The organism is Mucilaginibacter sp. UR6-1, assembly GCF_020880975.1.
Classification (GTDB): domain Bacteria; phylum Bacteroidota; class Bacteroidia; order Sphingobacteriales; family Sphingobacteriaceae; genus Mucilaginibacter.
In genome coordinates, this window is sequence record NZ_JAJIWP010000002.1 from 1,141,819 (window position 1) to 1,155,256 (window position 13,438).

Here is a 13,438-nt window from a genome sequence, read left to right on the forward strand (position 1 = left end):
GTACTGCTATGGGATTTTTCAGAAAAGCTAAAAACAAACCGGCATCGCCGCTAAATCAGATGGTAAGCAGCAAGGTAACCACCGGGTATAATACAATCAAAACGAAGTGGGCCGAATGGATGGCATCCAGCACGGCAGGCTTTACGAAGAAAGGTTGGATAACGGCACTTGCATGCCTGATACTCCTTATGGGGAGTAATAGCGGCTACCTGATAATTAGCGCCTTTACCGGCGCGCCGAGGGTCGCAATAAAAGTGGCTGCGATACAAAAGCCGGCTCACGCAGGTGATATGGGTGAACCGGAATTGCAGGCCAATATCTCACCTCAAGAATACCTGCGCATTGAGAAATTTCACCGGTACATGGACAGCCTTGCCCGCGACCCGACAGGCAGGAGGATTTACGACGGCATCACCAACAAACGGCCGGGGCTCATGGATATCGTGAAACAGGTCGAAGAATATTACCAGCAATTTAAAAACAAGGAAAAATGAAAAAAGAAGAGATCACACCTAAAATGAAGCGCCAGCGCAAGTTCATGCTGGTGCTGCCGCTGCTTGTATTACCTTTTTTAACGCTTGCCTTCTGGGCACTCGGTGGCGGCAAGATGGAAGCAGCTTCAGCTGCTTCCCAGCAAACAAAAGGGTTTAACCTGAACCTGCCAGGGGCTAACCTGAAAGAGGATAAGCCGATGGACAAAATGAGCTATTACGAGCAGGCGCAAAAGGATTCAATCCGCCTTGGCGAGCAAAGGCGTAACGACCAGGCCAATATGGGTAAAGAAGGCCACGAAGCTTTTGGCAATCCGTTCAACGGCAATACAGCTACAGGCGGGCTGAACACATCGATTGGCGGCTGGTACGGCAACGACCCCAACACCGAAAACATCTATCGCAAGCTAGAACTGCTCAATAAGGAACTGAATAAACCGGCGACTTCGCCAGCTGCGAGTAACACTTACACGCCAACGCCGCGTGAGGCGACAACTGTAGGCAGCGCCGATGTAGAGAAACTTGAAAAGATGATGCAGGCCATGAATCAGCCCGGCGAACCTGACCCGGAACTGGCGCAACTCAACGCCATGCTGGAGAAGATCATGGACATTCAAAACCCGGAGCGGGTAAAGGAACAATTCGATAAGGCCAAAGCCGAAAAGCAACAGCAGGCCTACAAGGTCGCAGCGGCAAGTGACGCTTCGGTAACGCTACTTGATAATAACCTGTACTCTCAAAACACGGGTAACGGTTTTTATGGGCTTGATGATAATACGACCGATACAACTACGCAAAATGCCATACCCGCCGTCATCCATGAAACGCAGACGCTGGTAAACGGTGCGATTATAAAGCTACGCCTTCAGGAGGCTATTGCGGTAAACGGCGTACAGATACCCAAAGACAGTTTCATTTTCGGGGTCGCTTCATTAAGTGGAGAGCGCCTGAACATCGAAATCACCAACATCCGCTACGGCAATTCCATATTCCCGGTGGCCTTACAGGTAGTCGATATGGATGGCCTTGACGGCATCCATATCCCCGGTGCCATTACACGCGATGTTGCAGCCAACTCGGCTGATCGTAGCGTCCAGGGTATCGGCCTCACATCCCTTGACCCGACCTGGCAGGGACAGGCAGCCACTGCGGGCATTGAAACCGCCAAAACCTTCTTCAGCAAAAAAGTAAAGCTTGTCAAAGTCACCGTTAAGGCAGGCTACCAGGTACTGCTTAGGGATAGCAGGCAGCAGCAGGCAAGTGTGCAAATCAATCCACAACATTAAATAACAACCATATGAAAACGATCAAAGCAGTATTCATCCTCGGCATAGCCTTTTTGCTAAACGGTATAAGCGCGTATGCACAACCTGAAATAAATTCGGTCACTGTTTACATTACGGCAACCAAAACAACCAACATCATTTTCCCGCAGGCGATTGTCAGCGTAGACCGTGGCAGCCGGTATGTGCTCGCACAAAAAGCCAAGGGCGTGGAAAATATCTTGCAAGTCAAAGCAGCAAGGGACAGCTTCCCGGAAACCAACCTTTCAGTGATTACCGCCGATGGCAGGCTAAGCTCTTTTGTGGTCAACTATAGCAGACAGCCAGAGACACTTACTATTTCAATTTCTGACAATACTGCGAAGAACGGCATTACTTTTTCAGAGGCCAACTATAACAAAGCTGAAGTCACGCGCTATGCAAAAGCAGCACTAAATGCTAAGGTTAATGGCAGCGTTGCCCGTGATAAAACAGCTGGTATTCGTTTTTTGGTCCGCAGTTTCTTCATCCATAACGATGTGATCTATTGCAGGCTGGAAATAGGGAACCGTTCCAATATCGGCTACGATATCGGCCAGTTGCGCTTCTTTATCCGCGACCAGCAAAAAGCCAACCGGACCGCCACGCAGGAAATTGAAGTGGCACCGGTACTGGCTGAAAACGCTTCAGATGCAATCAAGGCAAACACTACGCAATCCATTGTTTTTGCCTTGCCGAAATTCACTATCCCGGATAAAAAGTATTTGGCCATCCAGCTCATGGAAAAGAATGGTGGCAGGCACCTGGAGGTGCACATCAAGAACCGGAAGCTCGTCAGGGCAAGGCTTTTACCATAAAATTAAATCGATGAAAATAGCATTTGAAGATTACAATGCAGTCCTGGAAGGTTTAGCCGACCTGCATGCGGAAGGTTACGCCTACATCGCCTTTGACCCGGTTTTTCCGGTGTCGGATGTACGGGAGCTCAACGCATTTGATGACAGTTATGATGCCGTTGAATACTGCCACGAGATGCGCACTGATGTGGATTTGTTTGATTACCAGCCAATTTACCCACTATACAGGGCAATGGAAAAAGGTCTTGAGGATAGCAGCCTTCTTGCTGTAGAGGATGGCTACATTGACCTATCCGCGCTGCTCAAAACCTACTATCACATAGAATCTGAAACTATTAAACATAAAAATAGCATGGACATGAACCAGAAAAATTTAGAATACCTGCAAGACCAGGTAAAGTATACCGGCTTTGGCGAGGAGTTACCAAAGCAAATACAGGCAAAAATTGACAAAGGTGGCGAGGAGTTTAAGCTTCAGCACAGCACCAAGATTGGGAACGACAGCGTAGAAGCGACACTGAACTTCTCTAAGTCAAAGCAGAGCGATATGTATTTTTTCAATTCTTACGATGTCAGCCTGAAAAAGGATGGCAGCGAAGAAGCGATGAAGCAAACCTTTTACATTAATAAAGGCCAGAACATCACGTTGAAAGAAGCCTACAACCTCATGGAAGGCCGCGCGGTAAACAAAGACCTGACCAACAAAGAAGGTGAAAAGTACAACAGCTGGGTTCAGCTCGACATGAGGCAAAGCGACGACAAGGGCAACTTCGCCCTGAGAAAATATAGTGAAAACTACGGTTACGACCTTGAAGCTGCGCTTTCTAAGCATCCGCTTAAAGAACTGAAATACGACAACTCTAAGCTGGACCTGATGGACAGCCTTAAAAAAGGGAACATCCAGTCGGTAACCGCTGTAATTGACGGCAAGGAACAGAAGCAGTTTGTAGAGGCCAACCCGAAATTTAAAAGTGTCAATGTGTATGATGAGAACATGCAGAAGCTCGGTGCCCGTGAATCGAAATCTGAAAAACAGGCTGAAGGTGCAAGCCAATCGGCCAAGAAAGCCGAGAAGGTGGAAGTGGCGGATGCCGAGGTGGTTGGTGATTCACCAAAGGCTAAAAAGAACCGTGGCCAGAAAGTGTAAAATGTGATGGATAAGTCAAAGCCCTTGTCGGATTTTTTATCCCTGGTGCAGCAGGACGGGCGTATTGGGTCTACCCATATTGCCATTTACGTTGCACTATGGAAATACCGGCTTAATGAGGGCTTTGCTAATCCAATCCAGGTATTCAGCCGGGACATTATGAGGATCGCTAAAATATCGTGGCGGAATACCTTTTACAATTGCGTTAATGACCTTGACCGTTACGGCTACATTACGTATGAGCCATCAATAATAAAAAAATGAGAAGCTTGATTTATTTTCTTGATGGGGAGCGAGATCTAATTAAGCATCAAAAAAAGTGAAGAGATGGAAAATGTGGTGACAAAAGATGATTTAAGACAGTTCGGAATGATATTATTAAATGACATCCGCCAGGTCGTGCAAAACGGTAGCTCGCACCAGGAAAGTTTGCATCCCGAATGGTTAAAAAGCAAAGTGGTACGCAAGCTATTGGATATGTCAGCCGGTACATTACAGAACCTGCGAATAACCGGTAAGGTCAGGTATAAGAAGATACTCGGCTCATACTATTATAATAAAGCAGATTTGCTGAACCTTTTTAACGATTGAGCATATGAAAATGGACGAGCTGTTTGCGTACCTCGCGCTTATTGAAAGGGACAACCGGTTAACCGTGTGGCATTTTGCTCTGCTTACCGCTATACTGTATTTGGGATATAGGCAAGGACAAAACCATATAATTAAGGTAAGCCGTAGCAAATTAATGGCGCTTTCACATGTAAGTACTATACCTACGTATCATAAGTATTTTAAGGAGTTACAAGATATGGGTTATATTGTTTACCGCCCCTCATACCATCCTGGATACCGAAGCGAAATAGAATTAAAAAAAGCCGTAAAGAATACATTCTTTACGGCTTTTTTAATTAATAAATCTATTATGGTGTTAACTAGTGATAACATTGGTCGAAGAATAGGGGGGAAGTATCGGTGGCAATTCAGTGGCACTTTTTGCTACAAACCCTTTTAACGCATCTATAGGCATGATTTTAAAGCCAGTTCGTTTCCCTTCTGGGCCATTACTTGATAGGACAGTTCTCTCGGCAATTCCAATGAATTGCATACATTCCCTTATAAATTTACTCCACGCTTGAAAAGTTTACCTAACGAGCGACCAATAGTTAACCTATCAAGACCCGACATTCTTCCTATTAACAGGGTTTAATATCATCATGTCTTTCTGCAAGACATACCTTTAATGCTCAAGGTGCCATAAAAATTATTACAAAGAAATGTTGGAACATTCAAATTTTAATTACATTTTTATAAAAACAACCTGACTTACACATGAATAGCCCTCCATCTTGAACCCATTCTTATTCGACAACCGGTTCCTTTATCTCAATTTCTCCTAATCTTATATGCACAAACGATTATTGATTTTTATTGCTGCTGTACTGTGCAGTATTAATTCTTATAGCCAGTCCACAGCTGAATTAACAGCACCCAGAATTACCCCACCACCGCCTGAAGCAGCGCAATTAGGCAAATACGGGCAAATGCCGATAGATAAAAACTCAGGGTTGCCTCAGATCAACATCCCATTATACGACATCAAAACGTCCCGATTTTCCATACCTGTTTCCTTGTCGTATCACGCTTCAGGGATTAAGGTAGATGAAATGGCTACCTGGGTAGGTACAGGATGGTCATTGAACGCCGGTGGCGTGATAACTCGCTCCATTGTCAACATGGCCGATGAAACGCATTACCTCGGTGATACATTGCTGACGCGAGCTGAAATTATCAGCAGCAACAACATGTACTATCTGAAATCGGCAATTCTAAACGTGCCTATGCACGACACCCAACCGGATAACTTTTTCTACAACTTTGTAAACCAGTCCGGAGCTTTCGTTTTTGGTAAAGACCGTAAGCCGCTTTTAACACCTTATAGACCCGTTAAAATCTCTTATAATTTGATTCCTAATACGCCGGGCACTTTCACTGCTCTTGATGAAAACGGCAATATTTATAATTTCAAAGACACAGAACGCACGGTAAGCAGCATCAGCGAAACTTTGTCCGGTACGTCAAGCTGGTACCTCACCGAGATGATCTCCGCAGACAAATCAGATACCGTCAAGTTCGTTTATGACAATACCAGTGCCTCTTTTCCAATGTATTCCTTTGGTTTTAGCCAGGTGTACGGACCGAACTTTGCTGGCGCCAGTGGTGGGTGTAACACAAGTGGTGCAGGAAGTATACTGCAACCGTTACAAGGTTCTACCACTCAACGTGCCACAACAAACCCACTTTATATCAAAACCATTATTTACAAAGGTGGGAAAGTTGACTTCGTAGCGAAAGGCGGTCGCCTGGACGGCCCAAGTCGCCGGCTTGATTCTGTAATCATCTCCGGCTATGACTTTGTGCAGAAAAAATATAACCGTCTCAAAAGTTATAAAATTCATACGGATTTTTGGTATAATGGCCTAAGTATGCCAAGTGGCTATGAAAACGGAAATTCGGCAAAGTACCGGATGAAATTGGATAGCGTAACTGAAAGTGATAGAAATAACATTCGCCTTAAATCTCATCAATTCCAATATAATTCCGTAGCGCTTCCACCGGTTAATTATTTTGCCCAAGACTATTGGGGTTACTACAATGGTAAAAACGGAAATCAGACCTTGCTTGAATCTAAACAATATATTGGTGAGCCGTCCGGCACCTATAATAATCCAAGTAATATTTTATATACCGCGTATACAGTGGGTGGTACCCAAGGTGCGGATCGGACACCGAATGAATATTATATGAAAGCCGGTATGCTGGAAAAGATTACTTATCCAACAAAGGGTTATACTGTGTTCAATTATGAACCGCATGAATATCTTGATTATAGCCAAACACAAAAGCACGAAGTTTACGCATCGGCAGCTGCGGTGGGGAAATATGATGAAACCAAGACCACCAATTTTACATCAGGAGTGGCAAATATTAGTGGTAAGAATGTCGGATTTGTACATATAATAATGACACCTAAAAGCGTGTACCCCGGACAATTGCCGGAAACGCCCTATGTTCGTATTGTAAGAGTATCGGACAACGCGGTAGTTTATGAACAATTAGCCCATCAAACTAATTACATAGACGTTACAATTGGGTTTGGGTTTGATCCTAACACGGCATATAAGCTCGTCGCCTTGGCCAAAATTGGTACACTTCAAGTAAGTGACCAGCAACTACCGGCCGCAAACATATCTATCAGATATGAAGTAGCACAGACGCTTCCGCCAACGGCAGCAATAGGTGGCGGGTTGCGTCTTAAAAGTCAGGAAAATTACGATAGCAATGCCAACCTGATCACTAAAGAAACCTATAAATATGGTAATAATGGTGCCGGTATTTATATGAACAGCAGTCTTGCTTTTTTTAACCGTCAGAATCGTCAAATCATATATGCCTATAATGATGGCATCTCACAGGCATTTTGCTCTATTGCGAACAACTGGATATATTCCAGCAGTCCCACATATTCGTTATCAAATTTAAGTGGCGGTCCTGTTGCTTACGATAATATTACTGTCTACCAAGGTGATAGCCTGAATAATGCTGGTATGAGTGTGTACACCTACGAAAATTTTGCTGATAGCCTTCTGATCGTTGACGCTGCCTATCAAAATGGCGTAAAAGTTATTCCTACCACTTGGAAGAACGGCCAGTTGTCCAGTGAAACTCATTATAAAAGTCTTGGCTCAAACCAATATGCAAAAGTTCAGGAAAAGTTTACAGAGTATAATAACTATGCAAAAGCCTCAGGTTACGGCTTATACATTGGCTATCGGTTTGATATGCGCGGTTTTCAATACTCTTTGGATGTACCTGAGTTCATGAATAATTTTGTCTTTTTCGATTATCCTACTTCATCGGGCAGCCGTGTGCCGAAACGTTCAATAACGAATAACTACGATACAAATGGAACAACGGTATTACAGCGTGACACGGTAAAATATTACTATAATAACCTGAATCACGTTTATCCAACCCGAATTGTTTCGTCTACCAGCCGGGGAGATTCAATTGTCAAATTGGTTAATTTTCCTGAAGATATGGTCAACGCGGGAAAAGACCCCACCGGCGTATATGCTGCTATGAAAACGAAGAACATCGTCAGCCCGCAGATCGAGTTTACGCAGCAAAAGAATTCGGTACCGGTTGCACGGACCATTACCAACTATATTGATACTAACAGCATGTATCTGCCTAAAACGGTCGAGTTCAAGCAAGGAAATAACGCTTCAGAGGTACGCTTGCGGTATCAGAGATATGACAGCAAAGGCAATCCCCTGGCTGTTTCGCAGGACAAAGGGGCGATTGCCAAATACATCTGGGGTTATAAAAACTCCTACCCGGTAGCAGAGATCAAGAATGCAGGCCCTGACAGCATTGCTTATACATCCTTCGAAGATGAAGGTACGGGCAGGTGGACAATAGCATCAGCCCAGAGGGATTTAACGCAGGGGCTGACGGGAAAGGTGTCCTATAACCTAAGTAACGGTAACATCAATAAAGGTGGGCTTGCCACTACAAAAACGTACCGGGTGAGTTACTGGCGCAAAAGCACAAGTGCCCTGGCGATCAGCGGTACGATCTCCGGCGCGGTCAAAGGTGCGACAATAAACGGCTGGACTTATTTCGAGCACAGGATATCCGGTCAAAGCACAGTAACACTTACAGGAACAGGCAACATTGATGAGGTACGTTTGTATCCAAACGATGCGCAGATGACCACGTACACCTACGACCCGGGAGTTGGTGTTACCAGCATTACAGATGCTAAGAATCAGGTTTCGTATTTTGAGTATGACAGCGCGCAGCGTTTGCTGAATGTAAAAGATGCAGAGGGTAATATTTTAAAGAATTACTGCTACAATTATAAGGGACAGCAAACGGGTTGCCCGGTCATCACTACGTTGTCAGCCAATGTTCCCATAAACTACCAAAACTGGACCGGTACAACAGCAAAGATAAATCAACTAAAAATTAAAGACGCTGTGGGAAATACACTTTATACATTTAACACAGCTAATTTGCAAGCGGGGCCAACTATACCACGCGGCACTTACACCTTTGAATTTACCATGCCGACAACAGATTGGATCATGATTGGCTTTACACTTACCGATCCATTGTATTTGGAAACCTACAACAACGGCTCAACTACCTACAGCTTTAGCAATGTAGATATGTCAAATACGACATCGGTTCAAATTAACCTTTGGAACGCTTACGCAAGAGGTGCCGGTTCAACAGGAACTGACGAAACGCCGAAGGAAACAGGGGAATCACCAACAGAAGGAGGAAATTAAAATGTTATCAAATATAAAATCCTGTTATAAAGTTGGTTTAAGCGTCTTCATTTATTATTTATTGTTTCTACCCGCTATTGGCGTAAGAGCCCAATCACCAAATCAGAACTTTATCCGGGTGTTAACACCGCGTACGAAGGTTAAGACCATGTCGGCATTACAGAGCAAACAAGTAAACAAAGACTCGGTTCAAGCAGAAGTCCAATACTTCGACGACCTGGGTCGACCGCTGCAAACTATTCAGGTTAAAGGTAATGCCGACGGGACAAAAGACATTGTGCAGCCGGTCGAATTCGATCCTTTCGGCAGGGAGGTAAAAAAGTATATGCCTTTTGCTTACACCGGAACAGCCGACGGCACTTATAAGACAGACGCCATTACGCAGCAAGGTTTGTTTTACAATCCAGCAGGATCATCCGGCACTCAACAAACGAATGGTGTTGTAAGGACGACCGCACCTTACGCCCAAACCGTTTTTGAGCCTTCGGCTTTGAATAGAACGTTAGAACAAGGCGCACCGGGTACCGTATGGCAGCCAGCCGCCAGCCGGACAACTACAGCCGGACGAACGGTCATTAGCAAAGACACCACCAATACCGATTCTACAGGATTTCGGAAAGTAAGGTACTATTGGGCAATCAGTCCGAGCGGAACTCACACGCGAAGGCTTACCAGCAATAAGTGGTACGCAGCAAACCAGCTATATGTAACGATTAGCAAAGATGAAAACTGGGTTGCGGCAAATGGCAGGGCGGGTACGGTTGAAGAGTATAAAGACAAGGAAGGCAGGGTAATCCTGAAGCGTGTTTGGGAATCCAACAGTTCCGACCTGATGACGTACTATGTATATGACGATTATGGCAACCTATGTTATGTGCTACCACCGTTGGCCAATGATGCCACAGCAGCTATAAGCCAGGCAGAACTGGACGGCTACTGCTATCAATACCGCTATGATGCACGCAACAGGATAGTAGAGAAAAAACTACCCGGCAAAGGCTGGGAATATATGATATACAACAAGATCGACCAGATAGTAGCTACGCAGGATTCATTGCAACGTATGAAAACACCGCAGCAGGCCAGTTTTACCAAATATGATGGATTGGGCCGAGTAATCCTTACCGGTATATACAATATCCCCAACAGCAACACACCGGGGACCAACGTGCGTGCGGCTATGCAGAACGATTTTAATGCGCAAACCACATTGTGGGAGAGCCGCAAGAACCTTGGCCAGCAGGATTCTACAGACTATACCAACCAGTCCCTTCCCAAGACTGGTGTAACCAATTTGGTGATCAACTATTACGACAGCTATGCTGGTGTTTACGGTCTTCAAACAACAGGTGCGCCGGCAAACGAAAGCAAAATGCTGATCGGCCTACTGACTGCGATCCGCACCGCTGTACTTAATAGCCCTGCGACGTTGCTTTGGACGGTTTATCATTATGACGATGCAGGAAAAGTGATTACCACCTATAAGCAACATTACAAAGGCGGGTTGAACACGGTGAAGAATTACGATCTGGTCAATACCACCTATAACTTCAATAATCAGCCGACAACGGTGTCGAGAAGGCATGTCATCTATAATGCAACTACGACTAACTCTGAAACCCGGTTTACAGTGTTCAACCGGTACCAGTATGACCACATGGGGCGAAAGACCAAGACGACCCAGCGGATCACCAACCAGGGAAAGGTAACTACCAACGAAGTGTTGCTGTCGCAACTGGCATATAATGAGATCGGCCAGTTAAAGACGAAATACCTGCATGCTACGGATACTACTAACCTGGCCAACTTTAAACAAAAGATAGATTATACCTACAATGAAAAGGGCTGGATGCTGACCAGCAGCGCACCGCTATTTGCCATGCAGCTAAAATATACTGACGGAACAACCGAGCAGTTTAATGGAAATATTGCAAACCAGTTGTGGGGAGTACCGGGTAACCTGAACAAGACCTATACCTATTCCTATGATCGGCTGAACAGGTTAACATCGGGTAAGGCAACCGGCGGCTTCAATGAGCAGAGCATACAATATGATAAAATGGGAAACATTACCCGGCTGGCCCGTTATGATGCAGGTAGCAAGATTGACAGTCTGGTGTACTCGTATGCTGCAAGCAGCAGCCGTTTGGCTACAATTACTGATGTTTCAGCACTATCACCCACTATCGGAATGCCGCAGGGGACGTTTGGTTATACCTACGATGGTAACGGTAATATGCTTACGGATGCTTCACGAAGCATTACAGCAAACATTACTTACAATCTTTTGAATTTACCCGAAACGATTAGCAGTAAGAACACTACTTATTATTATGATGCAGCGGGACAGAAATTAAGGCGCAAAGTAGGTACAAGCACTTTCACGGAGTATATCGCTGGCGTTCAATATACCAACACGAACGTTGATTTTATTCAGACCGAGGAAGGGCGTGCTTTGCCTTTAAACGACAGCGTTTACAGCTATGAATATACTTTGACTGATCATTTAGGCAACAGCCGCGTTGGCTTCGATATTTATAATAATGCAGCCCGATTGGTTCAAACTAATAACTATCAGCCATTTGGGTTGGAATGGACTGGTAATACTATTGTTTCCCCCCAAAATAATTATCTATATAATAAGAAAGAGCTACAAGAGAATCTAAAGAATGTATATGATTTTGGATCAAGATTTTACGATGTTGTAACTGGACGTTGGTGGGGTATCGATCCAAAATTAGAAAAGTACAATCATGTTTCTCCTTATATTTATTGCTTGAATAACCCCATTATTTTTACTGATGTCAAAGGTGAAGATGTGAAACCAATGAGCGATGCTGCATTAAAGATTATAACAATGGGGTTAACTAAAGATGAAGCAAAATATGTTCGATTAGATGCTCAAGGATTTATTGATAAAGAATTCTTAGCGAATGGTCAAAGCCAGTTAGGCAATGTTGGTGGCAATTATAGTAGCTTGTTGACACTTGCTCAAGCAAAAGAAATAGTTGAAATCTCCATAGCGCAAACTTATGAAAGTACTTTGGGAACACAAGATCAAGGTACAACAACCTATGATTCTGATGTGGATTTTCTGATGAAAGATCCTGCATATACAGGAATGTCGAAGGAAGAAATAATGTCAAAAAATCAATTCGTAAGTGATAAAAAGATATTGAGTGGAAATTGGGGTGTTACAATATACGGTGATGAAGATGGAGCCCATGGCAAGTCCCTTAATGGCAATACACAAATCTTTATTAATGGTGATATGTATAAACATGGTGACGCTGGGGAAAGACAAGCAGTATCAACTGTTGCCCACGAAGCTTATGGACATGCATTATTCAAAATTTTAAACAAGGCCCATTCGCATGGCGGATCAAGATTACCAGGTGGCGAAGGATATAATAAAGAGTTAGAAGAACAAATTAATGGACGAGAAAAAGAAGCAAAGAAAAATTATGATAGTCAAAAGTAACAAGATTTTGATAGCCTTATTTTCGGTTTTAGCAAATATCTCATGTCATGCACAAAAGATGCATACTAAGCAAATTTCCAAAGACATTTTTGGACAACCCTATATAGAAACACAAGCTTCACAAAACAAACAAATCCTGCGTCAATTTTGGATCGACGTAAATGGTGAGCGGATTGAACTCAAACAGAAATTAGACAAACGTCCTATTCTATACAAAGATAGCCTCGAATTTCAACTATTTGTAAACAAAAATTTAAAAATGCCAATTGCAGACGTTTCTGGAAGAGTAATCGTAACGATACTAGTCGGCGAAACTGGAAAAGTTCAAGATTATCGTATAATTAAAGCAATTACCAAATGTGATGAGTGCATAACTAATTCTAGAGCTCTGATAAATCAGCTACCTCAATTTCAACCGGCTATTGCAAATGGTCAGAATGTTAAAAGTACTTACAATCTCGTGATACCCTTTTAAGCAATGTTTTAAGAATTTAAGATTGGCGAAACTAGCTAAACCTTTACCTCACGAAAAATATTGACAACAATGGTTGGAGATTTGAGAAAGGCGGGTGCAGATATTATAAAAACAAGCGTAAGCAACCCTAATCATGCAACTATGACAGGCCCTCATCCAGAAACTGCAAGTAAGCTATTAAACCCAGTCATTAAAAACCCTAATAAAAATGATACAATTACAGATCAAGAATTAGATGAAATTGAAATGAGATGGAATTTATCTCAAAAAAGACGTTGGAAGTTTGCACCAAAGGGTTCACTTGATTAAAAATTTATTTGTAATTTTACATCACGAATTACAACATTCTTTAAATCAGTCGGCTTCCT

At 43.6% G+C, this 13,438-nt stretch carries 10 protein-coding genes; all 10 read left to right on the forward strand.

Going from position 1 to position 13,438, the window contains the following annotated elements:
* The first annotated feature begins 8 nt into the window (after positions 1–8).
* A complete protein-coding gene (locus LJ707_RS10335) occupies positions 9–494 on the forward strand; it encodes a hypothetical protein (RefSeq protein WP_228950734.1) in 486 nt (161 codons plus the stop codon).
* Positions 491–1,777: a conjugative transposon protein TraM gene (gene traM / locus LJ707_RS10340; protein ID WP_228950735.1), complete on the forward strand. Its 1,287-nt coding sequence runs from the start codon at positions 491–493 to the stop codon at positions 1,775–1,777. The genes LJ707_RS10335 and traM overlap by 4 nt, the downstream gene beginning before the upstream one ends.
* An 11-nt stretch (positions 1,778–1,788) precedes the next feature.
* A complete protein-coding gene (traN, locus tag LJ707_RS10345) occupies positions 1,789–2,610 on the forward strand; it encodes a conjugative transposon protein TraN (protein WP_228950736.1) in 822 nt (273 codons plus the stop codon).
* Between the two features lie 10 nt (positions 2,611–2,620).
* Positions 2,621–3,757, forward strand: a complete 1,137-nt coding sequence (locus LJ707_RS10350; protein ID WP_228950737.1) for a hypothetical protein — start codon at positions 2,621–2,623, stop codon at positions 3,755–3,757.
* Between the two features lie 6 nt (positions 3,758–3,763).
* Complete coding sequence (locus tag LJ707_RS10355; RefSeq protein WP_228950738.1) at positions 3,764–4,021, forward strand: hypothetical protein; 258 nt, start codon at positions 3,764–3,766, stop codon at positions 4,019–4,021.
* Between the two features lie 63 nt (positions 4,022–4,084).
* Positions 4,085–4,348, forward strand: coding sequence for a DNA-binding protein (locus LJ707_RS10360; RefSeq protein WP_228950739.1), 264 nt, complete (start codon positions 4,085–4,087; stop codon positions 4,346–4,348).
* Between the two features lie 812 nt (positions 4,349–5,160).
* On the forward strand, positions 5,161–9,114 hold the full coding sequence (locus LJ707_RS10365) for a hypothetical protein (protein ID WP_228950740.1): 3,954 nt from the start codon (positions 5,161–5,163) through the stop codon (positions 9,112–9,114).
* A gap of 1 nt (position 9,115) precedes the next feature.
* Positions 9,116–12,595, forward strand: a complete 3,480-nt coding sequence (locus LJ707_RS10370) for a DUF6443 domain-containing protein (RefSeq protein ID WP_228950741.1) — start codon at positions 9,116–9,118, stop codon at positions 12,593–12,595.
* A complete protein-coding gene (locus tag LJ707_RS10375) occupies positions 12,549–13,070 on the forward strand; it encodes an energy transducer TonB (protein WP_228950742.1) in 522 nt (173 codons plus the stop codon). Before LJ707_RS10370 ends, LJ707_RS10375 begins: the two co-directional genes overlap by 47 nt.
* Before the next feature lie 60 nt (positions 13,071–13,130).
* The gene (locus tag LJ707_RS10380; protein WP_228950743.1) at positions 13,131–13,379 is read left to right on the forward strand and encodes a hypothetical protein; all 249 of its coding nucleotides are present in this window, start codon (positions 13,131–13,133) and stop codon (positions 13,377–13,379) included.
* Positions 13,380–13,438: the final 59 nt, after the last annotated feature.